We start from the raw sequence: 24,363 nt of genomic DNA on the forward strand, positions 1-24,363 counted from the left end.
CTATGCTCCAAACATTGATTGTAGCGATAATTGTTGAGAAGCGAGATTACTCATCATTTTTTCAAGCGTAGCATACTTTGAATATAAAGCCTGCTCTCTTTTAGTAAAATCTCTTTCCATATCCTTTATTTTTTTTTCATAATCTGATATACTTTTAGTTAATTCATTATTTGAGAATGTTGCAGTTCCTTGTAATCCTACTTTTTTAGCCAATGGTGACGAACTACTTTTAAACTCACTATATAATATATCCTTTAATTTATTTAAAATACCTGTTTGATTTTTTTCTTCATTATACTTTTTTACCTTTGCTGGATCATTTTTTTCATCTTCTGAAAGTGCTTTCGGCGCTGATTTTGTAAATAAATTCATTACTTCCTCAACATTATCCTCCAACGCTTTTGTTAATTTATCTTCATCAATAGAAAACGTACCATTTTTAGTGCCTGAATAATCCTTTACAGGAACAATCCCTATCTTTTCAAGATTTAATCCACTATCATTCATAAGTGTCCTCATTGATTGTTTTAATGAATCAGCTATTCTTGTTAAATTAGAATCCTTATATAATTGACCTTGTTGAACTTTTTCATTCCAAAGCTTAATTTCATTTTCAGACATTTCTTTCTTTTGATCTGCTGTAAGAGGAGAATAATTTCTATTAGGCCTTGTTGAAGTAACAGTATTTAGTTTTTCTATCAAAGTATTATAATCATTAATAAATTTTACTATATTATCCTTAAGTTCTGTAACATCATTTTTTCCAGTTATTTTAGCTTCACCATCTATTTCTCCGCTAAATGTAAATGTAACTCCATCTAATGTTACTGTATTAGATGTACCTTTATGTTCATATTCTTCTCCAGTATTTTCATCTTTAATTACTATAGTTGAATCTTTACCATTATTATATGTTTTTCCCTTGTCATCACCTATTTTTACATCAACCACACCGGTTGATCCTATTGTTTTTGATGTTAAAATTATATTATCCCCATTTATTTCAGCATTTACACCTGATTCCTCAAGCAATTTCTTTAACTCTTCATCTGTCACCTTTTCAGGTATATTAACATTTTTGCCGTTAACAACTATATTGCCTGATCCTAAATCATTTTTTGTAAATGCTACCTTTGAAGGTGTACCTTCTCTTCCATTTGTAAAAGTAGCACTTATATTATCAACTTTTATTTGAGGATCATTTTCACTTTTAGTACTACTACTAGTAATCTTTAAGTTCCCATTAACATCTTTTTCTATAGTTGCTTCAAACCCCCTCTTTTTCAACTCTTCTACAAAACTTCCTATAAGTAAATCATCATTTGTTGTATCTAGTGTTATATCACTACCACCAATTGATATTTTTCCTCCATTTTTTTTTATATTTTCTAATGATATTCCTGTAATAGTAGCAGCTAAAGGATCTTGCCCTAGTTCCTTATTTAATGACTTCCATCCACCTCCAACATAAAACTTTCCACTTGACCCTTTTTCATTAGCCTCTAAAACTAATGCTGGTTTCCCAACTGATCCTGCAACTTCACTAAATGTAGCAGTTACATTAATTCCTTTATCTTTTAATTGTTTGTTTAAGTTTTCTTCCATTTTTCTTGAAGTTGATCCACTTAATGTAAATTCCTCTCCATTAATAACTACCTTACCACCTTCTTCAACTCCATCTTTTATTACTGCTTTTGCTGCCGTAGCAGCATTACCTGTAATAGTATAATTGCTCAATTTCGCTTCATTACTAGAAGTAACTTTTACTGAATCCGTACTTGATGTAAATTTAACTGCTTTATAATTACTTGGCTTTAATAAACTATCACTCTTAGTTATATCAAAATATTTATCATAAAACTTTGATGCATCAGACATCACATCTCTATATAACTGCTGCTTAATCTCTACAATATCCTTCTTTTGAGTCTTTTGATCTATTTTAATTCTATATGCTTTCATTGTACTTGATACAATTTCATCCATATCAAGACCAGTAGCAAGACCTGTTATTCTCATAAAAATTCCTCCTTTTTTAATTATCTTCTCGCTCTTTTCTCTGCTTCATACCATATATCTCTTACTTCTTCGATAAGAGGAATAATTTCATCCATTATCTCAGTGCTTTTCTTAATATTTGCTTCAAATAACTTTTGATTTATAAATCCATAAATTTCAAACATATCTTCAGCCCATTGTCCTGCACTTATATCTAAAGTTGCTCTAAGTTCTGTGAATATATCCTCTGTTTTTATTATATTGTTATGAGCTTTTTGTATATCTTTATCTGCTATTGCTTGTCTCCCTATTTTAGCAAATTTAACTGCACCATCTACAAGCATCAATAACAATTGTTCCTTTGATGCAAAATTTACACTATTAGCTTTATAAGCATTATATCCACTTGAATACATAACTTATCCTCCTATTTATCGTATATATAATTTTTACTATATTTAATCCCAACGTAACTCTCTATTTTAATTCAGCCTTTATTCATCTCTTCTATTTATAATTCTCAAATTAATACTTAACATTTCAATATTAATTCTTTAGTTGTAGCAACAATAAATCTTAACCAACACTAAAAAACTAAGCTTTTTTATCAAGCAATCCAAATTGCTTACACATACTTGCAACCATATCTAATATCTTTTTAGGAGGAACTTCAAGAATTACCTCTTTCGTTGCATCATCTATTATTTTTATCATAACAGTACCAAAGTCTTCATGAACCGAATACTCTGCATGTACCGATTCATCTTCCAAAAATCTATTTAACTTATTCAAAGACTTATCTAGTTCTTTTTTATTAAATTGATTATCATCATTCCATTGTTTATCAAATTGATTATTACTGCTATCTTTAGAATATTCTTTAGTACTCGTTTCTATTTTTATACTTTCATTAGACATATTATTTATATAATGTTCAGCATTATTATAAACCGATGAATCAATGTACATAAATCCCACCCCTTATCTTTTAATAGTTTTTAGAATATCCACATTTATATTCATAGCTGCTTTATTTTCATTTTTAACTTCTTCATAAAGCTCTTTTCTTAAAATACTCATTTCCTTTGGTGCATTAATTCCAAGTTTAACGCTTCCATCTTCCAATTTAGACACTGTAATTTCTATATTGTCGCCAATCATTATAGACTGGCCTTTTTTTCTTGTAATAATTAACATATCATCACTCCCTCATTAAAGGATGCTTTATTTGATATTTCTCTTTATCTAATATTATTTGTTCCCCTAACTTATTAGAAATATTAATGATTATAGGCGCCTTTAGATTTGTAGTTATTTTACTCACATTAGAATTTAATGTTACTGTTGTAAAAATCGTAACATCTTCTTGATTTTTTATGTCTAGTCTTTCTATCAAATCTTCCTTTAAATCAAATTCATACTGATTATAAAAATCAAAAGGACATGCTAATATAAATCCTATATCTTCATCCTCTATAGATTGAAGAAGATAGAATGGCTCATATTGTTCAAGTTTAACAAGTAAGAATTTTTTCAAATCTTCTAATCCTAAAATTCCTTTTTCAAACGTAATTATATCCTTATGTTCATATTCAATTTCCCCATGTATCTTTGATACTAATACCATAATTTCAACTCCTTATTTAAAGATAGTTTAATATAGTAGATGGTAATATCTTAGCGCTTGTTTGCAATGATGCCATATATATTGTCTGCATAACTGCATATTCCATCATTTTCTCAGTAAAATCAATATCTTCAGTTTTAGATAAAATATCTGTCATATTTAAATTTTCCTGTTCATTCTTTGCTTCAGCACTTTCCATTCTATTAGTCATAGCACCTACTTTTGATCTATTTTCAAGAATATTAGATATTATTGCATCAACCTTTTTTAATCCTTCATTAGTAATCTTTGACACATCTCCATCTTCACTTAAATTAGATATTATTAGATTAATCGTATCTACCAAGTTGACTTTTTCCCCACTCTTAATATCTGTAAATTCCATGATATCTACAGCATTTACATTATAATCTATAAATACTCCCTGAGATACTTCTACTTTTAAATCTCCATCTATCTGTAATAATTGTGCTACATCACTATTTTTTAATATTTTATCAATTTGACTTTTTCTATCTTCAGTAGTCTCTGTATTATTTAACTCATTTCTTAATTCTCTAATATCATCTAAGCTTAATGATTTATTTTGCTCAACTTTATCAAATGTAAGGTTTTTATTAGAATCAATATAAATCTCTTTATCAGCTGGTATTTCATCATTCTTAGATGTTTCTAATGTAGTTACATTTCCATTTACATCAGTGTATAGAGAATCCCCTCTGTTAAGTAAAGTATTATCAATACCGTTAATTGTTTTCTGAGTAGTAACATTTCCATCAGCATCTCTATATATTGCAGTATCTGATGATAGTAGTTTATCTGTTTTAGCTGTAGTTACATTTCCATCCGTATCTATATATAATGGTTCATCAGTTTTAATCAATGTATTTGGAGATGTAGACGATATAGTTATGTTTTTATCTTTATCTAAATATAACTTATCTGATAATATCATCGGAGTATTTTGCTTTATAATATTACCTTCGGAATCTTTCTCTATTCCATCATTAGAGGTTATCTTTCCATTCTCATCTATAAATAATTTACTTCCAGAATTAATTTTTGTTCCATCAGTAGGCATAGTTTCTTTATATTTTAATGCATTAACATTTCCATCAACATCAAAATATAATGTATCACTAAGCACAACAGCCTTATTTCCATCAACCTTCGTTGTAATAGTACCATTTAAATCAACATATAATTCAGTGTTATTTGGTAAAATAGTATTATTTACTATTGTTCCATTTGCATCTTTATAAGTCGCTTGATTTGTTATTTCTCCATTTTTATTTAAATATAATTGATCACTTGAATTAAATTTCTTATTTATAGTTTCCTTATCAGCAACTATATCACCATTTAAATTTTCATATAAAGCGTCTCCCCAATTTATCATTTTATCTCCTGGCGAGATTGTATTAATAGTAGCAGTCTTTGCCTTTATTTTTCCATCAGCCGTACGATATATAGGATCATCTGTACTTATAGGTTGATTATCTATAGATGAGCCTTCACTTCTTTTTTGTGTAGTTACATATCCATCAGGTGTTACGTAATATAATGTATTACTTGTATCCATAAGCTTATTTTCAGTTTTAGCTTGTGTCGTAATATTGTTTTTTGCATCTACATATAAATTATCTATTAATGCAATAGACTTTCCATTTACATCAGTTGTTATCTTTCCTTCTGAATTCATATATAAAGACTCACTAGATATTATAGCTGTATTACTATTACCCTTTTCATCTGTAGATGATGTTGTAATCTGTCCATTTGCATCTAAATAAAGTTTATCATCTTTGCCTAGTTCCTTATTATTAGTAGTCGGCTCATTCACTACCTCTCCAGCAGCATTTAAATAAACATCAATAGGATTACCATCTTTATTGGCATACTTAATATTCCCACTTGCATCTACAATTAAAGGCTTGCTTGTACTCTTTGTCCCACCAAAAATATAGGCCCCGTCAAAATTAGTATTTAATATCTGACACAACTGATTATTAAGTTCTTTAATTTCATCTTGAATAGCTTTCTTTTCATCTGCTCCATAAGCTCCATTCCCAGCTGTAACCATCAATTCTCTCATTCTTGAAAATACATTGCTTATTTGATTTAATGCAGTATCTGTTGTATCAAGCCAGTTTGTAACATCCTTAATATTTTCATTGTATTGCTTATTTGCATTTATTTCTGTGTATAACTGCATAGCTCTTGATGCTTTATATGGATCATCTGATACTTTACTTATTTCTTTACCTGAAGATAGCTGATTCTGTAACTTCTGCATATTATTTAGATTTCTATTTGTGTTAGTCATATAATTTGAAACTAACATTCCATTTGTTATCCTTGTCATAAATTCCACCTCTTTTGTTTTATAGAATCACTCAAATATTATTTCAAAGCTTTTCTTATAGTTAATACGTTTATCTCATTAATCCATTTATTACAACATCTAAAAGTTGATCAATAGTTGATATCATTTTGGCATTTGCCTGGTATGCATGTTGGAATGTTATCATATTTACCATTTCTTCATCTAATGAAACTCCTGATACAGACATTCTTTGTAATTCTAAATTTTTAAGTATTACTTCACTCTGATTAGCAACTCTTCTTTCTGCTTCTTGAGCTTTTGTACCAATCTGACTCACCATATCTTTATAATAATTATGTACTGTTTTTCCATCTTTACTTCCTACAATCCCTATTCCATTTTGATCTAGACTTATCTTAGATTTCTCAAAAAATTCTTTTCTATCTAATGACTTCACACTAGTTATATCTGAAATATCAATCTTAGTAGTTAATAAATTAGCAATTGCCTGTGCTCTTTCCCCATTTCTTTCACCAGATTCATTAGTAGCACCACAATTTAATTTTGTCACATCATTAAGTATATTTATATTTACAGTAATATTCTTTGCATTTATTCCCTCATCTGTAGATGACTTATCACCAGCAACAAAAATACACTCATATGGCTTACCATTAGAATCAACCAATTCTTTACCATTTTCAATACTTCCTGTCTGTATTGCATTTACTGAATATGCAAGTGAAGCCGCCATTTTATCTAAATCATCCATATATCCTTTCATCAAATTTTGAACCAACTGATTTCCAGCTACTTCACCTTTGATTACTTTAGGATCTACACTATTCACTTTTTCATCGCGTTCATACATTTTAAATATTAATTTATTTAAATCATCAGAAGTCATTGCATCACTATTTGTTTTATCTAGTTTTTCCACTATTCCTTCTTGATTTGCAATAAGTATTCTGTTTTGTTCTAAATTTAATTTTAATGTATTTAATTCATCTTCTGTTCCTTGAATTGTAATCTTTTGTGGTTCAGCATTAGAATCTCCTAAAGGATAATATTCTACAACTAAACTAGTTTTATCTTCTGTATTATCGTCTTTAACTGCATATTGAACACCTTTAACATAAGAAAATCTTGAATATTCAGTATTAGGATCTGAATTCACAAGATTATTCATATCAGTTCCTGTAGCTGGGAAATTCTCAATTTTTAAATCTATTGTTTGTCTATCTTTATTTTTTATTTCTATACCAAATTTAGATGATAATTGATCTAATAAATTATCTCTTCTATCTAATAAGTCATTTGGAGTTTGCCCTACTGCACATACTCTAGAAATCTGTTGATTAAGTTCATTTATCTGATTAAGAATACTATTAATATCTGTTACATTTTGCTGTAGTAACTCTTGTGCATCAGATACTTTTTTTTCAAGCTGGCTATATGCATCATTTAATGAACTTGCTAAAGCTGCTGCCTTTTGTAGCGCTACAGTTCTTGCCGAACTCTTTTCAGGTGTTTTTGCTAATTCCTGAAATGCCGCATAAAATTCACTAAATTGATTTTGTATTCCAGTCTCTGATGGTTCTCCAAATATGTCTTCAACTTGTGAAAGAAACTCACTTGTTAATTGATAATTTCCTAGTTTACTAGTTTCATTTCTTACTTGATAGTCAATAAAAGAATCTCTTATTCTCTGTATTGTTGTAATATGTGCTCCTGTACCAATCTGTCCCGGACCAGCACTATCAAATTTAGATGTCCCACCAAAAGGTCTTGTTGTTTCAATAACAGCTCTTTGTCTAGAATATCCTGTTGTATTAGCATTAGCTATATTATGTGAAGTTGTATTAAGCGCACCCTGATGTACATTCATCCCTCTTTTTGCTACTGTAAAAGTATCAAATAATCCTGCCATTCCATTATCCCCACTCTCTATAAATTAAATATAAATTGAAATTATTAATTTCAATATCTTATTTCGATAAATTTCCATATGAATTATATGTTCTCATTTCTCTATTCGGATTCATCATATTTAATACTTTTGCATTTAAGCCTATCTGCTGCTTTAACAGCATTTCATTAGTATCTTTTTGTAATATAACTTTATTTATTATATTTACTATCTCACTATATGTATTGCTTAACTCTACATTATTTGAATTATATATAAATTCTTTTAAGCTTTCATCATTAAGTAGATTTCTTCTTGCTACTTCTTCTCTTGCAATTTTTTTGCTACATTCATTCAGTTTATCAACCAATCCCTCTAACGCAAAAACATCCTTTTTCATTATTAATTCTTTTTGTATTTCAAAAAGCTGTAGCAATTGCCTCAAATGTTTTTCCTGTGAATTCATTAGTTTAATTAGTTCTTCTACCATAACTATACATTACTACCTTTCATGTAATTTAAGATACTTCTTGCCGTTAACCTTGCATCTACATTGTAAGTTCCTGCTTCAACTTTTCTCTTAATCTCTGCAACTTTCTTTGCATTATTTATATCATTAATCATAGAATAATCTTTAAGACTTTTTCCTAAATCTGAAATTTCTATTGTATCCGTATTATTTATTTTATTAACTTTCTCAATATTACGCTTTGAATTTGTATTATATGTAGTTATGAATGATTGTCTATTTATTCTATCAATACTCATATTTATTATTTCATTCCTTTCTTAATTAATTATTTATCGTCCAATATTCCATATAGTTTAGGCTTATACTTTTTTCAAACCATTACATTTAATTATATAATTTCCCAAATTTATTCTTTGTCGAAAATTATAACATCCAATTTATATTAAATAAGTCACAAAATTCAAAGACAATTCGACATATTCTATAAAAAACATCAAATTTTAAATGCTTTACATTTATATTTTAACATATTTTAAGTACTATTTAATGTAACTTGCAAAAACAAGACTTTTATTAATTATCATATAAAATTATAATAATGTATTTATAAAAAATATTAAAAGATAAATACTTACCATAATATAGAATTTAAAAGCACAAAAAAAGAAACCTTTAAAAATACACTACTTTTAAAAGCTTCTTCTTACATATATTAATTTTTACTTAAAGACTTTAATCTTTCTGCACTATTTACTATACTAGTAATTCTTACTCCAAAGTTTTCATCAACAACAACTACTTCTCCAAGAGCTATTTGCTTTCCATTAACTAGTATTTCAACTGGCTCTTCTGCTAATTTATCAAGTTCAATTAGTGAACCTGCTCCAAGATTTAAGATATCCTTAATACTTTTCTTTGTTCTTCCTAATACTACTGATATATCTAATGGAACATCCATTATTAAATCTATATTCTTAATTGGTGGCACTTGACTTTGTTGCCCTAATGGCTCAAATGCTGCCTTATGTACTTCAACTGGTTGTTGATATTGCATTTGCGGCTGACCATATCCATACTGCATTGGCTGACCTTGATATTGCATCTGCGGTTGACCATATCCATATTGCATTTGTGGTTGACCATATCCATATTGCATTTGTGGTTGACCATATCCATATTGCATTTGTGGTTGCTGTGCCATCTGCTGTGGTTGGTCATATCCATACTGCATCTGCTGATTACCAGCTTGTCCTAATGGATCATATTGCACTTGTGATTGATGATCCACTTGTGGCTGATCATGTATTTCATTATTTAATGTTGATTGATTTGATGGAATTTCCTGCTTTGGTTCTTCTACCTTAAGCTCATCTTGTGTAGTATCTTGACCTGTCATAATAGCGACAATATTTTTCGCAGTTTTTATAGGAAAAATCTGCATTATACTACTATCAACAAGATCCCCAATTGTCATTTTGAAAGATACTTTTACTATCTTCTCATCTTCTGGGATGGAATCTGAAATAGGTTCACTATCATCAGTAACAACTCTTGCAACTGGAGGTGATATATCTACCTTACGTCCAAACATTGTTGCCATTGATGTTGCAGCTGAACCTATCATCTGGTTCATAGCTTCTGATACTGCACTAACTTCTAATTCTGACAACTCATGGCTTTCTCCAATATTTCCATCTCCGCCCATCATAAGATTTGATATTACAAGACCATCATCATTTCTTATAATAAGTACATTTCTTCCAACAATACCAGAAATATATTCTATATCAACTACCACATTAGGAGTTTCAAACCCTTGTTTTATCTCTTTAAGTGTAGTAACAGATACTACTGGAGTAGTTATATTAACTTGTTGATTTATAAGCTGATACAATGCTGTAGATGCAGATCCCATAGATATATTTCCAATTTCACCCAATAAATCTTTATCTGTATCTGTTATTGTGTCTTCTATCGCTTCACTTTTATCTGTTTCAACTTCAGCACTGCTATCATCCATTGGTTCGCCTGATAGCAATGCATTTATTTCTTCTTGAGATAAAAAGTTATTGCTCATACTCATTCACTTCCTTATCTATTATATCTAAAATCATAACACCCATATTCTTACCAGCCACACCTGGTTTAGCATAATAGCATTCTTCATTTCCCACATGCACTTTTATTGGAGATGAACTTTTAGTATCAAGCTTAATTACATCACCTATAGTCAATTTCAAGAAATCATCTACTGTTAAATTAGCACATCCAAGTTCTGCTATAATATCAACATCAACTTTGTTAATACCTTCTTCTATTTTTTCTCTTGTTTCAGCTTTTGCACTTTCATCATCGTTTTTAAAAGAATATTGAACAACTAATTTATCCATAATTTTTTCAATGCTTAAATATGGTATACACATATTTATAAATGTGCTGTGTTTGTTCATTTCTACTGAAAATGTAATAAGTGCTACAGGGTCATTAGGTGCCAATGTTTGATTTATTGCCGGATTAGTTTCTATTCCTTCAACTTCCGGTTCAACTTCTAGCACATTATCCCAAGCTAATTTCAAATTACTTATCATTCCACTTGTTACTTGTTTCATTATATTTTTATCTATATCTGAAAATTCTTTTGCGGAAATCTTTCTATCTCCATTACCGCCTAATAATATGTCTATTACCTGTAGTGAAAACTGCGGATTTGTTTCAAATATTATATTTCCTGAAAGTGGCGGCATTTTAAAAAATGTTATAATAGTAGGATTCTGAACTGAATGTATGAATTCCTCATATTTTATCTGCTCTACAGTTTCCAGCTTGACTTTGACATTTTGTCTAGTCTGACCAGTTAAATAATTCGAAATTATTCTTGCATAATTATCATGAACTACTTCTAAAGTTCTTATATGTTCCTTCGAGAACTTTTGTGGACTATTAAAATCATAAAGTTTTGCTTTATGATTTTCTTCCTTACTAACCTCATCTGGCTCTAACTCACCTGTAGAAAGGGCAGATAACAAGGCATCAATTTCACTTTGCGATAAAACGTCTGCCATATTCCTCCCTCATTTCTCAATTAATTTAATATTTTATCTATATCTATTATAGTTAATAGTTTATTATCGTAATTTAGTATACCCTTTATATAAGGTTGATTTTTATCAGTATCTTTGTCTAGCTTTTGAATATTTTTTTCTTCAATATCTAAAACTTCTTCTACTTCATCTACTAATATTCCAATTTCTTCATCTTCAACAGTTAATATAATTATATTATTCTGTTCATTTCCCTGACTAACATTTAATAATAAATTTAAATCTACTAATGATTTTATACTCCCACGTAAATTTATCAAACCTTTTATATATTTAGGCGCTTTTGGAACTCTTGTGATACTCATTATATCATTTATGCCTTGAACCCTATCAGTTTCAACAGCAAAATGTTCATCACCTAGTTTAAAAACTACTATTTGCATATTTTCCCCTCCCAAAAATTCATTTCACGCTCAAATCGAATTCTCATTTAACATTAATACTTATTTAATAATGTTTATTAATTATTATACAAATATAACTGCTATATGACAATAATGATTTTATAATTTCAGTTGATGATATTCAGATATGAAAAAAACAAATATGTACATAATTCTATAAATTCCCGATTACCATCAACTGCTTAATAACTTAATAGTTGCAAAGTAGCATTTTTCACCCTACTTATGTACTTATAATTTCTAAGTTTCTATGTATTCAATTACTATCCAATTACTTTCTTAATTGCTTCTAAAACTCTATCAGCTTGGAATGGTTTAACTATAAAGTCTTTTGCACCTGCTCTTATAGCATCCATAACCATTGCTTGCTGACCCATTGCTGAACACATTATTATCTTTGCATCTGGATCAAATGCTTTGATTTGTTTTACTGCTTCTATACCATCCATATCAGGCATAGTGATATCCATAGTTACTACATCTGGTTTTTCCTTTTTATACATATCAACGGCAACTATTCCGTTGTTTGCTTCTCCTACAATTTCAAAATCATTTTTTTCTAAAATGTCCTTTATCATCATTCTCATAAATGCTGCATCATCAACAATTAAAACTTTAGCCATATTAATTTTCCCTCCAAATTTAACTTATACCTATTGATTTTAATATTTTTTCCAATGACCCTGGCATAGGGATATAATAGAAGTGTCCTCCTATGTTATCCTCTGTATCATCTAAAAATACAGTTTCTATATCTAATATATATTCATCATATTGATTAGATTCTATAAATGTAGTTGTAAGTATAGCTCCAAGCATATCATATGATAAAGCTGGTACTGACGGTGCAATAACTAAGTTTGTAAGCTGAGCTATTGAATTCATATATGATGCTGATATTATATTTGCTATTTCACATAGTGCGGATCTTCCTATTTCACTATTTGGTGCTTCTTTGCTACCAACTAATCTACTAATTATATTTTCAGACGTATCTTTCTTAAAAACTAAAAGAATATTTCCTGTAATATCTCCAAGAACTCTTACAACTGTTCCTGCTACTATTTCTTCACCATCCAGTTCAACAATATCTTGAAGTTTTATAATATTAACCGCAGGCACAGACATGTCCACTTTTTTATTAAGCATCATAGAAAGAGCAGTTGCAGCATTTCCTGCACCTATATTTGATACTTCCTTAAGAGCATCAAGCTGCACTCCATTTAATTCAGAATACTCCATAATACTCCTCCTTAAACTCATAGTTATAATAATGCGCCTACATCTAAAATTAATGTAACTAGTCCATTTCCAAGTATAGTAGCACCGATATATTGATCAAGCCCCTTTAATGTTTTTCCTAAAGGCTTGATTACTATTTCTTGTTGACCATGTAATGAATCAACTAAAAGACCAATAGTTTTATCACCTACGTTAACTATTATAACAAATTTCTTATCTGTTTTACTAGACTCAATATCTAAACTTTCATTTAGTCTTACTAATGGAATAACATCATCTCTATATACTATAACTTCTTTTCCATTACTCTTCTTGATATTTTCTTCTTTATAATCTATAACTCTATCTATAAATCCTAAAGATATAGCTAGTGTTTCCTCACCTACTTTTACAAGTAAAGCTTGTATTATTTGAAGTGTTAAAGGTAGCTTAATAACAAATTCTGATCCTTTTCCTTCTTCACTTATTACATCAACTGTACCACCTAAAGCTGCAATTTTTGTCTTAACGACATCCATTCCAACTCCTCTACCTGAAAGGTCTGTTACAACTTCATTAGTACTAAAGCCCTGAGCAAAAATTAAGTTCTTAATATCATTATCAGATAATCCCTCAGTATTAATTCCCTTTTGTTCTGCTTTAGCCTTTACTTTAGCAACATTAATACCAGAACCATCATCAATAACTTTGATTAATGCTTTTGTTCCTTCTTGATATGCAATAAGTTTAACTGTACCTACTGGAGACTTTCCTGCATCTATTCTTTCTTCTTTAGATTCAATACCATGATCTGCAGCATTTCTTAATAAGTGGATTAATGGTTCTCCAATTTCATCAATAACTGTTCTATCAAGTTCTGTATCTGCTCCTTCAATAATAAAGTTAATTTCTTTATTTAATTCCATAGATACATCTCTTATCATTCTAGGGAATCTATTGAATACAGTATCTAATGGAAGCATTCTGATTTTCATAACCAAATCTTGTAAATCAGATGTTGTTCTTCCAACTTGTTCTAATGTTTCATTTAATTCTTGTGACTTATGATCTGTAACAATTTGTTCAAGTCTTGTCCTATAAATAACAAGTTCTGAAACCATGTTCATTAAATTATCTATTCTTTCAAGGTCAACTCTTACAGATTGATGTATTTTTTTCTTTTCTTTTTTAACAGCTGGTTTTTTAGCTGTTGCTGCTTTCTTATCTGGTGCTACAGCTTTAGCCTCAGGCTTAGCCTCTTCTTTATTTTTTTCTTCTACCTTAGTTTCTTTAGATTCTACATTAACATCCTTAATATCAATTTCTATAGCTTCAACTTTAGAAACTTCAGAAATTCCATTTACAACTTCAAGTATTTCCTCAACATTATTATGAGTTAATAATAAGAATTTTAATTCTAAATCGAATTCTTCATTTTCTATTTCTTGAGTAGATGGTTCTGATTTTAAAATTTCACCATGTTCCTCTAAATCTTTAACTATTAAAAATGCTCTTGCTGATTTAAGAAGAGTATTTTCACTTAATGTAATTATTATTTCAATACAGTTATATCCTTTTTCATTAGCTTGCTTTATTATTGATGTATCATATTGATTCAATTTCATTTCTTCATCATGATTATCTTCATCTGATGATTCTTCTAAATCACCTGTGGCTTTATTTCCACATTCCTTAATTTCAGCTAATTTTTCCATTATACCTTCTATATCTACTTTTTCATCTGAACCTTCTTGTACATTATCAACCATTTTTTCTAATGTATCAAGACAGTCGAATAGTACAGTTATTACATCTGAAGTAACCTTTAATTCACCCTCTCTAAATTCAGACAGTACATCTTCCATTTTATGAGTTAATTCAGCAAGGTCTGTAAATCCCATAGTTGCAGCCATTCCTTTTATAGTGTGTGCAACTCTAAAAATTTCATTTACCTTATCTATATCCTCTGGATTTTGTTCTAATTCTAAAAGAGATTCATTTAGAGTTTGTAAATTATCTAAAGACTCTTCTAAAAACATTGACATATATTGAGATGTATCCATCATTTGTTCCTCCTTTATATCTTTTTATAAATAAAAGTTGAAGCTTTTTCAAATCCATAGTCTCTATAATTATAAATACTTTCTGTAGCTCCTACAAATAAAAGCCCACCTTTTTTTAATGACTCACTAAATTTTTTGTAAATTTCCTGTTTCACATCATTATTGAAATATATAACTACATTTCTACATACGATAAGATCAAACCCTGTTTCATATCTGTCTAAAATAAGATCATGTTTCTTTAATGTAACCATGCTCTTAATTTTATTGTCTATGTAATACTTATCGTCCCTTTGCAGAAAATATTTACTTAAATCACTACTACTCACAGATTTCATTTCATTTTTTGTGTATTCTCCGACTTTTGCTTTCGAAAGAATTGTACTATCAATATCTGTAGCTAATATTGTATGATTACCTGCTGGTGCTATTTTATTTAAAATCATAGCCAGCGTATATGGTTCACAGCCTATAGAACATGCTGCACTCCATATTTTTAGATTTTTATTTGTTGAAAGTAATTCACTACTCATAAGCTTTTCTAATTCAACAAAAAGTTCTGGATTTCTAAAGAATTCCGTAACATTAATTGTTATAAAATCCAAAAATTTCTGTCTTTGAACAGAATCATTTTTTATAACTTGCGTATATTCTTGTAATGATTTTATTCCTACACGTGTCATTAAGCTATTTATTCGCCTATTAAGCTGTTCTGGCTTATATGCAGATAAATTTATGCCTAATTCCTTATGAACCCATTTATGAAATTCATTAAACTCCATTTATTCCTCCTAAATTCTCTTTACTATTTTTATTATATTGTCACATACCTGATCTAAAGGAAGCACCAAATCTACCTTTCCAGTTTCAAAGGCAGCTTTAGGCATACCATAAATCGTGCATGTGGATTTATCCTCTGCTATTGTAATTCCACCATTATCTTTTATATTTTCTGTTCCAGCGGCTCCATCCCTACCCATACCAGTTAATACAACTGACAATATATTAGAACCATAAACCTTAATAGCTGAATCAAATAGTTTATCTACAGCCGGCCTTACTCCCCATACAGGTGGTTCTTGATTGAAGCATATTTTATTATTATCACCTATGGTCATATGACTTCCACCTTTTGCAATATATATTGTTCCATTATCAATATTCATTCCATCTTCAGCTTCAACAACATTCATCTGACACACTCTATTAAGTCTTTCAGAAAATACCTTAGTAAACCCCTCTGGCATATGTTGAACCACAAAAACAGGTATACCCAAATTTTTTGGAAGATTCACAAGAACTCTTTGTAATGCTTTTGGGCCTCCTGTTGAAGCTCCTATAACTACAGCATTTATTCTCTTATTTGGGAGAATTATATTCTCATTTCTATGTACTAATCTTTGATTATCATCAAAGCATTTTACTTCTCCTTGCTTTTGAATATTAAATTTAACTTTCTGCTTTGTCGTCATATTATTATGTATGTATGTTTTACTATTTTTTCTCTTATTAACCATAATTCCTTTAATCTGGCTTATTAGATTTTCTTTAACCTTTGCTATATCTAAAGATATACTTCCTGATGGTTTTGTAATAAAACTTATTGCTCCATTATCTAGACATTCAAGAGTAAGCTCTGATCCATTTGTTGTTGCGCTGCTAAGCATAATTATAGAATAGCTTTTTCCTAATCTCTTTAGTTCTTTAAGTGTTGAAAGACCATCTAAATCCTTCATATGTACATCAAGTGTGATAATATCTGGATTAAACTTGTCCACTTTATCAACAAGCTCTCTTCCATCTCTAAATTTAGCTATTACCTCAAAATTATCCTCTGACTCTATAATATCTGAAATAGCTTTCCTCATAAAAGCAGAATCATCTACTACTATAACTTTAACTTTCTCCATAAATAACACCCCTTTTATAATTCTATAATACCTTTTCCTAATATCTTTACAATTACTTTCCCATCACTAGCATTAAGAATCATAGTCCTACCTTTATTTCCACCTATCTCTTCTGCAATTATTGGAATTCCATTAGCATTCAATGACTTTTTAACTGCCTCACCATTTCTCTTTCCAATATCACTAATAATGCTCTTATCTGAAAAGTTAAACATTGAAGCTCCTCCGGCTATTTTCGCCACTATCCCACTTTTTTTACATCCTTGTTTTTCCATTTTTTCAATTAAAATAGGTATTGCTAAATCTGCAAATTTCATAGGATTATTTGGCGATTTAAATTGAGTACTATCTGGAAGCATTATATGCGCTAAACCTGCTATTTTTAAACTTTTATCATATAAGGCTATTCCAATACATGATCCAAGTCCAATAGTCATTATAGATCCTGGAGCTAATACTAAATTAAGATCAGCTATTCCCACTTTTACCTCATTTCCTACCATTTTTCCCCCTAAAATATACTAGCCTCATCCTCGCTTGATAATACTCTATCTAAATCCAGTAAAATAACTATATGATTATCTAATTTGATTAATCCTGAAATATACTTTCTTTCAATAGCATTAGTTATCTCTGGCATTTCTGCTATATTTTTATTATTAATATCAGTTACTTCATAAACATTATCTACTATTACTCCAAATTTTTTCTCTTTTCTTTTAACCACTATAATCTTTGTAGCTTCAGTTATCTTGTCTTCCCCAAGCTTAAACTTATTTGATAAACTTATTATAGGTAGAATGCTATCTTCATAGTCTATAACCCCTCTCACAAAGTCTGGTGTCTCTGGAAGTATTGTAGGTTCAACATACCCCAGTATTCTTTCAACTTCTGTAATATTTGTTGAATATTTTTCATTACTTAATCCAAATACTAAAATCTTATTATCGTTATCAGCCATATTCTATTCCTCCTAAAAATATTTTTTAATAAATAGCTACCATCACTATAGATATCCAAATTATTATAATAATTATATATGCGAAATTAGTATCTTCTTTTGAGTTTTATCTACTTTATTATTTTTTAAAACTAATTAAATTATTTTCAAAACAGCATGTCCACATTATAAGTATATCATTAATTTAACCATCTTCACATATTAATTCGACTATTTTTTCTATTTATGTAAAAAAACATTGATTATTTTCAACATATATCGATTCGGATGTTTTAATATGAGGTAATATTATTTAAATAAATAGCGTGACATGGCAATTTACATAGAGTATAAAAAAGTATGCCACATCACACTAATAATTTATTCCAATATAAAAAATACAATCTTATTTGTTTTTTATATATTTTTCTACAGCATCATTATATTTTTTCATTAACTTTAAGACAATATCATTCTTAGGATTAAGTTCTATATTATCTACTGAATTTATAGGTAATACCTTTGGTGATGTTCCTGAAATAAACATTCCATCTAGCTTATAAATATCCTTATAGCTATATTCAACTTCTTCTACTTCAATCCCACACTCTTTAGCAAGTTCTATTACTTCTCCTCGAGTAACTCCTGGAAGAACAGCTTTTGTTTGTGATGTTAAAAGTTTGTTATCTTTAACCATGAATATATTAGACTTGCTTCCTTCTGTAATAAATCCATTTCTATCTATTAATATAGCTTCAAAAGCATTATGTTCCTCTATTTGTTTAGTTACCTTATTTCTAAAATCATCATTGATAATTTTAGCATTAGGATTTTCTCTTTCACCAAAATATAATATTGTTTTTACTCCATTTTCATACATATCTTCTGTTGGATAAAAATGCTTAATAAAAAATATATCTAATTTATCTTCATTGACTTTGTAAGTTATTTTTATATTTCCCATATTTTTATTTTCATATTTAATCAACTTATTAATTCTCGCACAAATATCTTCATACTTTAATGTAAATGTCTTGTTAATTAGCTTAAATGAATTTTCCATCCTTGCAAGATGCTTTTCTAAAAATAGTGGCTTTCCATCTATAACTCGTAATACTTCATAAATAATCTTATCTTCCATATACATTACACCCTTTCTATTTTTATTTCCATTTTAATATTTCTATATCATTCTTCTTTTTATAATTAATCAAATATGGTTTTCCAACTAAATCAAGTAATGGCTTATCTGACAATGAATCAGAAAACATATATGAATTCTTAAAATCAACTTCAATATTTTCTTTATCTAATACTTCTTTAAGTCTTCTTACTTTTTCTTCTCCCTTACAATTTTCACCATACATTTTCCTAATAAAAATTCCATTTTCAAAAGTAAATCTAGTTCCTATTACCTTATCAACTACATCTATATTATAAAATTCATTAATATAAAATTCAGGAGATGCAGATATTAGATATATATCATATCCCTCTTTCTTTAACTTTCTCATCATTTTTAATGCATCTTCATAGACTATATTTTGTAATCTATCTCTATAGAAATCTTTTACTAATACACTTAAATCTTCTTCTTTTATTCCATCAATAAATTTCAGAAACTTTTCTTTTACTTTTTTTTCATCATATACCTTCATTACATACATTAATCCACTAAAGGCAGCTCTAGGAAGAAATCTTATATTTCTCTTATCCTTAGATATTGAATACTTAAAAAATTCCATAAGAGTTTCTTTTCTTGTTATTGTATAGTCGATATCAAATATTGCCAGTTTCTTCAAATCTAAATACCATCCTTCTTTAATAAATATATCTTTTGTTTAATATTATTAACACGTGAAGCAGCATGATATAAAAAAACACTTCTTATATCACCAATAATAAAATATTTAAAAATACTTCACCCATTAATAAAATATAAAATTAGCTAATCCTAATAATATAATAATGCACAACTTCGAACAAGATTCTTATATAATTATCTTAGTATCATTCGCTAATTGTGCATTATTTATAACAATAACTATTTAATTTTACTTAGGAAAGTTGAAATTCTATCTATTCCTTTTTCTATTATATCCATTGATGTTGCATATGATAATCTTATATAATCATCTAGTCCAAATCCTGCACCTGGTATTACAGCTACTTTTTCTTCATCTAATAATACTTTTGCAAAATCTAATGAACTTTCAATCTTCTGGCCTTTAAATTCTGTATTAAAGTAATCAGATACATTAACCATAATATAAAAAGCACCACTTGGCTTAATTATAGAAACCCCATTTATCTTATTTAATTTATCTATCATAAAATTACGTCTTCTTGCAAATTCTGCAACCATATTATTAAGATCTTCAACTGGTCCATTCAAAGCTTCAATTGTTGCATATTGAGTTATTGTATTTACATTTGAAGTCATGTGGCTTTGAATACTTGTCATTATTTTAGTAATTTCTTCACTTGCAGCTATATATCCAAGTCTCCAGCCTGTCATAGCATAAGTTTTCGAAACTCCGTTTATTACTAATGTTCTACTATATGCATCTTCATTTAATGATGCAATACTTACATGCTTTTCATTATCATATATTAATTTTTCATATATCTCATCAGATATTATTAATAGGTTATACTTTTTTGCAAAATCAGCTATTTTTAATAGCTCATCTTCATTATATATTGTTCCAGTTGGATTATTAGGACTATTTATTAATATAGCCTTAGTTTTATCAGTAACAGCTTTTTCTAAATCTTCAACTGTATATTTATAATTATTTTCTTTTTTAGTTTCAACAAATACAGGAACCCCATCTGCAAGTTTAACAAGCTCTGGATAACTCACCCAATATGGAATTGGAATAAGAACTTCATCTCCTGGATTTAATATTGCCATAAATGCATTTGCAAGACATTGTTTTGCTCCTGTTGATACTGTTATTTGATTTGGCTTGTAATCTAAATTATTATCTTTTTTAAATTTTTGACAAATAGTTTCCTTTAATTCTAATATTCCTCCTGCTGGAGTATATTTTGTCTTTCCATCTTTCATTGCTTTTATAGCTGCATTTATTATATTCTCTGGTGTATTAAAATCTGGTTCTCCAGCTCCAAAACTAACAACATCTACACCTTGTTTTTTCAATTCATTTGCCTTTGCTGTTATAGCAAGTGTGATTGATGGACTAATATTCCCCGCTTTTTTGGATAATTGCATTGCTCATTCCTCCAGTAAATTTATTCTACATTAAAAATATAACATTATTAATTTTGATTGTAAATATTTTGATAAACATACTCATTCAGCTAATAATTGAAAGTCGAGAGTTGAAAGTTGGTGGTGCAAATTCTCTAGCGAGAATTTGTTTTAATTTATCTTTATAAAAATTCTATATGAATTTTATCCTTAAACTCTCAACTATCCACTATCAACTTTCAACTAAAAAAAGCTCTGGCTTTCACCAGAGCTCTCTATTATTCACCCATTAATTCATTTTGATAGTAAGATGAAACTGTTTCAAATTCATCTTCTTCTGGAACTACTAATTCTTCTCCATCTAATCTAAATAAGTATACAGAATCTTCATTAGGATTTTGTGCTAAGAAGTATTCATTTTCTTCATATTTAAATTGATCAATTATAGGGCAAGAAATCAAATTACCATTTTCATCTTCTAAATCAATAACGAAGCTTTCATGTTCTCCACAGCCACATCCACATTCATCATGATCATGGTCATGTCCACCGCATCCACAGTCATTACCGCATCCGCATCCGCTTTTTTCTAAATCTTTTTCCATAATTCAACCTGATACTAAAAACATACTCAAATGTGCACATTTTTATTTATTCACTACTTCTTAGTGTTCTGTTTTGCATAAGCTACTCCAGTTTTATATAACACTCCATAGCATTTAAGGATATACCAAAATCCCTAAGACTAAAGCCTCTCAATATTTTAGACTTTAGAATAATTACTTAAATTAAAACTTGCATTTAAATCTCTATCTATTACTAAGTTACATTTATCACATTTATAAATTCTATCTTTAAGTTTTAAATCTTTTTTAAGATTTCCACAACAGCTACAAGTTTTTGAAGAAGGATAAAATTTATCAGCTTGAATAAATTCTATTCCATTAAACTTGCATTTATATTTCATCTGTCTTATAAATTCATAAAAGCATTGTTCTTGTATTGCTTTAGATAAATGTTTATTTTTCATCATTCCACTAGTATTTAAATCTTCCATAACTATTCTATATGGACTCATTTTTACTATTTTATTAGTTACTTGATGAATATGATTAAGTCTTATATTAGATAGTTTCCTATAAATTAACTTTACTTGACTTTCTAACTTAATAATATTATTAGTTTTAACAAAAGTATTGCCTTGTTTATTAGCTTCATACTTTCTGCTAATACTACGCTGCAAGTGTATTAATTTACTTTTCAAATTTCTAACTCTTTTACATTTATTAATATTTTTGAAAGTTAAACCATTAGAGCAGGTAACTAATTTTTTTATACCTAAGTCTAAACCTAAAGATAAGTTTTGGTCTAAAGTAGTTTGGTTTTCTTCTACTTCAACTCCAAAAGTCAAAATCCAACATCTACCATTAAAACTACAGTAAGGATTAGTATACTTACAATAAGGTATATCATACTTAGTTTTAAATTTTACTTTTCCTATTTTTTCTATGTTACATACATCATCTTTGAAATATAAATTATCACATCTAACATAGAAAGACTGTCTGGATTTTCTTTTAGATTTAAATTTAGGATAACTCCCAGTTTTCTTAAAGAAAGATTTAAAAGCTTTATCTAAGTTTCTAATAGACTCTTGAGTAACTTTACTAGAAACTTCATTTAACCACTTAAAATCTTCCTGCTTTTTTAGTTGAGTAAATTCTTTTCTTATATCATTAATAGAATATTTAATACCTTGTTTATATAGAGTATTACATCTACTTAATGCCCAGTTATAAGAAAATCTACTGCAACCTATAGATTTAAGCATTATTTGCTCCTGCTCTCTAGTAGGTAGTAACCTTATCTTAATTGCTTTTATCATATATCTTCACCTCACTTTCTATTTATATTATGTGAAAATGAAGTGATTCTATAGATTAAAGTTTTAAAAAAACTAGAAATTAAGGATTCTGTATACACTTTGAATAAATAAAAATATACACATTTGAATTATTTTTAGTGTGTTCACACAAGTTCGTTAAGCTTATGCAGTTCTCTTATGAACTTCTTAATATTTCTATTAAGCACAGACTATATCACCTCCCCTTTGGGGAGCTACCCACTTCCACCCACTTAGGTGTACTTCCTTTACGGAATAGTCGTTGAAGTTTTCCCTGTTCAGGACTTACCTGCTGATTATCCATTATTATAGTACTTAGGATTTAACCATATACCATCTAGTTAATTTTTTCTACTTTAGTAACCTTCACGCTTAGACTTATTTCATTCTTACGTTGTAGTTTAACTAGCTTTAGGAACTTCCAGCAATTCAAGTAGTTTGGGATAGAATTTATTTTCTATCACTCTATACTCTTTACGAATATAGGGAGCTTTATAATATTAAAAATATTTTAGCATATTTATATATAGTTAAACATAAATGCCTATATTTTTAACAACTATATAGTTGCTCCTCTTGGTTTATGTCTTAATTTTACCCTTAAATCACAAAAAATAAAACCCCAAATTCTAAAATTAATTATAATTCAATTGTTTTTTCTCCACCAAAAGTATAAATTAGTATTTTCAAAAAACACAACCACTCATATATATTATTTTTTAAATTTATTATTACTATTTGATAAAGTGTTACTTATTCATTATTATGAAAATTCCACAATACATGAATAATTGATTTTAACAACATCTAAAACATATAACTAATATTTATTTTTTTAATAACCATTTTAAATTATCAAGTTTCAAAAAAGGGGCTGTCGCACTAAAGTGCGTAGCTCCTTTTTTGAACGCAACAAAACCCAAGCTAAAATAAGCTTGGGTTTTGTGGTAAAATAATGATATGTTAACCAACAATATTTTACACAAAGATTATACAGGATTAAAAGAATTTTATCAACTAAAATTACCTTTAAATATTGATTACATGATTCCAAGTAATGATTCTGTGCGTTTGCTAAGTCAATTTGTTGAGGAGATGGATTTATCAGAGTTATATAAGACTTATTCTCGCGTAAGAGAAAATCAAGCTTCGCCACGAAAGTTACTTAAAATCATGCTTTATGCTTATATGAATAGATTATATTCCTCAAGAAGCATTGAAACTGCATGCCAACGTGATATAAACTTCATGTTTTTACTTGAAGGTTCGCCA

Annotated in this window: 25 protein-coding genes; 1 reads left to right on the forward strand and 24 read right to left on the reverse strand. The window is 28.6% G+C overall.

Going from position 1 to position 24,363, the window contains the following annotated elements:
- The 24 genes from fliD to HF850_RS06850 all read right to left on the reverse strand — a co-directional run bounded on the left by fliD (position 1) and on the right by HF850_RS06850 (position 23,073).
- Complete coding sequence (fliD, locus tag HF850_RS06735) at positions 1-2,019, reverse strand: flagellar filament capping protein FliD (protein ID WP_169104698.1); 2,019 nt, start codon at positions 2,017-2,019, stop codon at positions 1-3.
- A gap of 20 nt (positions 2,020-2,039) precedes the next feature.
- Positions 2,040-2,414: a flagellar export chaperone FliS gene (gene fliS, locus HF850_RS06740; RefSeq protein ID WP_169104699.1), complete on the reverse strand. Its 375-nt coding sequence runs from the start codon at positions 2,412-2,414 to the stop codon at positions 2,040-2,042.
- 178 nt (positions 2,415-2,592) lie between these two features.
- On the reverse strand, positions 2,593-2,967 hold the full coding sequence (locus HF850_RS06745; protein ID WP_169104700.1) for a flagellar protein FlaG: 375 nt from the start codon (positions 2,965-2,967) through the stop codon (positions 2,593-2,595).
- A 12-nt stretch (positions 2,968-2,979) separates the two neighbouring features.
- Positions 2,980-3,195: a carbon storage regulator CsrA gene (gene csrA, locus HF850_RS06750; RefSeq protein ID WP_169104701.1), complete on the reverse strand. Its 216-nt coding sequence runs from the start codon at positions 3,193-3,195 to the stop codon at positions 2,980-2,982.
- 4 nt (positions 3,196-3,199) lie between these two features.
- Positions 3,200-3,625 carry a flagellar assembly protein FliW gene (fliW, locus tag HF850_RS06755; protein ID WP_169104702.1) on the reverse strand — a complete coding sequence of 142 codons (426 nt, stop codon included), beginning with the start codon at positions 3,623-3,625 and terminating at the stop codon, positions 3,200-3,202.
- Between the two features lie 16 nt (positions 3,626-3,641).
- Positions 3,642-5,990 carry a flagellar hook-associated protein FlgL gene (gene flgL / locus HF850_RS06760; protein ID WP_169104703.1) on the reverse strand — a complete coding sequence of 783 codons (2,349 nt, stop codon included), beginning with the start codon at positions 5,988-5,990 and terminating at the stop codon, positions 3,642-3,644.
- Positions 5,991-6,060: 70 nt separating this feature from the next.
- The gene (flgK, locus tag HF850_RS06765; protein ID WP_169104704.1) at positions 6,061-7,881 is read right to left on the reverse strand and encodes a flagellar hook-associated protein FlgK; all 1,821 of its coding nucleotides are present in this window, start codon (positions 7,879-7,881) and stop codon (positions 6,061-6,063) included.
- A 58-nt stretch (positions 7,882-7,939) separates the two neighbouring features.
- The gene (locus tag HF850_RS06770; RefSeq protein WP_169104705.1) at positions 7,940-8,350 is read right to left on the reverse strand and encodes a flagellar protein FlgN; all 411 of its coding nucleotides are present in this window, start codon (positions 8,348-8,350) and stop codon (positions 7,940-7,942) included.
- Between the two features lie 2 nt (positions 8,351-8,352).
- Entirely contained in the window at positions 8,353-8,628 is a 276-nt protein-coding gene (flgM, locus tag HF850_RS06775) for a flagellar biosynthesis anti-sigma factor FlgM (RefSeq protein WP_169104706.1), read from the reverse strand.
- Positions 8,629-9,044: 416 nt separating this feature from the next.
- Entirely contained in the window at positions 9,045-10,415 is a 1,371-nt protein-coding gene (gene fliY, locus HF850_RS06780) for a flagellar motor switch phosphatase FliY (RefSeq protein ID WP_206151615.1), read from the reverse strand.
- The gene (fliM, locus tag HF850_RS06785; protein ID WP_169104708.1) at positions 10,399-11,394 is read right to left on the reverse strand and encodes a flagellar motor switch protein FliM; all 996 of its coding nucleotides are present in this window, start codon (positions 11,392-11,394) and stop codon (positions 10,399-10,401) included. The genes fliY and fliM overlap by 17 nt, the downstream gene beginning before the upstream one ends.
- Before the next feature lie 20 nt (positions 11,395-11,414).
- Positions 11,415-11,816: a chemotaxis protein CheW gene (locus HF850_RS06790; protein WP_169104709.1), complete on the reverse strand. Its 402-nt coding sequence runs from the start codon at positions 11,814-11,816 to the stop codon at positions 11,415-11,417.
- 284 nt (positions 11,817-12,100) lie between these two features.
- Entirely contained in the window at positions 12,101-12,460 is a 360-nt protein-coding gene (locus tag HF850_RS06795; protein ID WP_169104710.1) for a response regulator, read from the reverse strand.
- Positions 12,461-12,479: 19 nt separating this feature from the next.
- Positions 12,480-13,079, reverse strand: a complete 600-nt coding sequence (locus tag HF850_RS06800) for a chemotaxis protein CheC (RefSeq protein ID WP_169104711.1) — start codon at positions 13,077-13,079, stop codon at positions 12,480-12,482.
- 23 nt (positions 13,080-13,102) lie between these two features.
- Complete coding sequence (locus tag HF850_RS06805; RefSeq protein ID WP_169104712.1) at positions 13,103-15,121, reverse strand: chemotaxis protein CheA; 2,019 nt, start codon at positions 15,119-15,121, stop codon at positions 13,103-13,105.
- A 14-nt stretch (positions 15,122-15,135) separates the two neighbouring features.
- The gene (locus tag HF850_RS06810) at positions 15,136-15,903 is read right to left on the reverse strand and encodes a protein-glutamate O-methyltransferase CheR (RefSeq protein ID WP_169104713.1); all 768 of its coding nucleotides are present in this window, start codon (positions 15,901-15,903) and stop codon (positions 15,136-15,138) included.
- Positions 15,904-15,912: 9 nt separating this feature from the next.
- On the reverse strand, positions 15,913-17,031 hold the full coding sequence (locus HF850_RS06815; protein WP_169104714.1) for a chemotaxis response regulator protein-glutamate methylesterase: 1,119 nt from the start codon (positions 17,029-17,031) through the stop codon (positions 15,913-15,915).
- A gap of 14 nt (positions 17,032-17,045) precedes the next feature.
- Entirely contained in the window at positions 17,046-17,534 is a 489-nt protein-coding gene (locus HF850_RS06820) for a chemotaxis protein CheD (protein WP_169104715.1), read from the reverse strand.
- Between the two features lie 8 nt (positions 17,535-17,542).
- Positions 17,543-17,992: a chemotaxis protein CheW gene (locus tag HF850_RS06825; protein ID WP_169104716.1), complete on the reverse strand. Its 450-nt coding sequence runs from the start codon at positions 17,990-17,992 to the stop codon at positions 17,543-17,545.
- Positions 17,993-18,377: 385 nt separating this feature from the next.
- A complete protein-coding gene (locus HF850_RS06830; protein WP_169104717.1) occupies positions 18,378-19,112 on the reverse strand; it encodes an aminotransferase class IV in 735 nt (244 codons plus the stop codon).
- A 22-nt stretch (positions 19,113-19,134) separates the two neighbouring features.
- Entirely contained in the window at positions 19,135-19,773 is a 639-nt protein-coding gene (locus tag HF850_RS06835; protein ID WP_169104718.1) for an HAD-IB family hydrolase, read from the reverse strand.
- A 242-nt stretch (positions 19,774-20,015) separates the two neighbouring features.
- A complete protein-coding gene (locus HF850_RS06840; RefSeq protein WP_169104719.1) occupies positions 20,016-21,209 on the reverse strand; it encodes a pyridoxal phosphate-dependent aminotransferase in 1,194 nt (397 codons plus the stop codon).
- 257 nt (positions 21,210-21,466) lie between these two features.
- Complete coding sequence (locus tag HF850_RS06845) at positions 21,467-21,793, reverse strand: DUF1292 domain-containing protein (protein ID WP_169104720.1); 327 nt, start codon at positions 21,791-21,793, stop codon at positions 21,467-21,469.
- Between the two features lie 158 nt (positions 21,794-21,951).
- A complete protein-coding gene (locus HF850_RS06850; RefSeq protein WP_169104721.1) occupies positions 21,952-23,073 on the reverse strand; it encodes an RNA-guided endonuclease TnpB family protein in 1,122 nt (373 codons plus the stop codon).
- 978 nt (positions 23,074-24,051) lie between these two features.
- Here HF850_RS06850 and HF850_RS06855 point away from each other — a divergent pair.
- Positions 24,052-24,363, forward strand: a 312-nt coding sequence (locus HF850_RS06855; protein ID WP_169104722.1) for a transposase, incomplete at its 3' end; no start/stop codon positions are given.

The sequence above is a fragment of the Clostridium sp. SM-530-WT-3G genome (genome assembly GCF_012843905.1).
Classification (GTDB): Bacteria; Bacillota; Clostridia; order Clostridiales; family Clostridiaceae; genus Clostridium.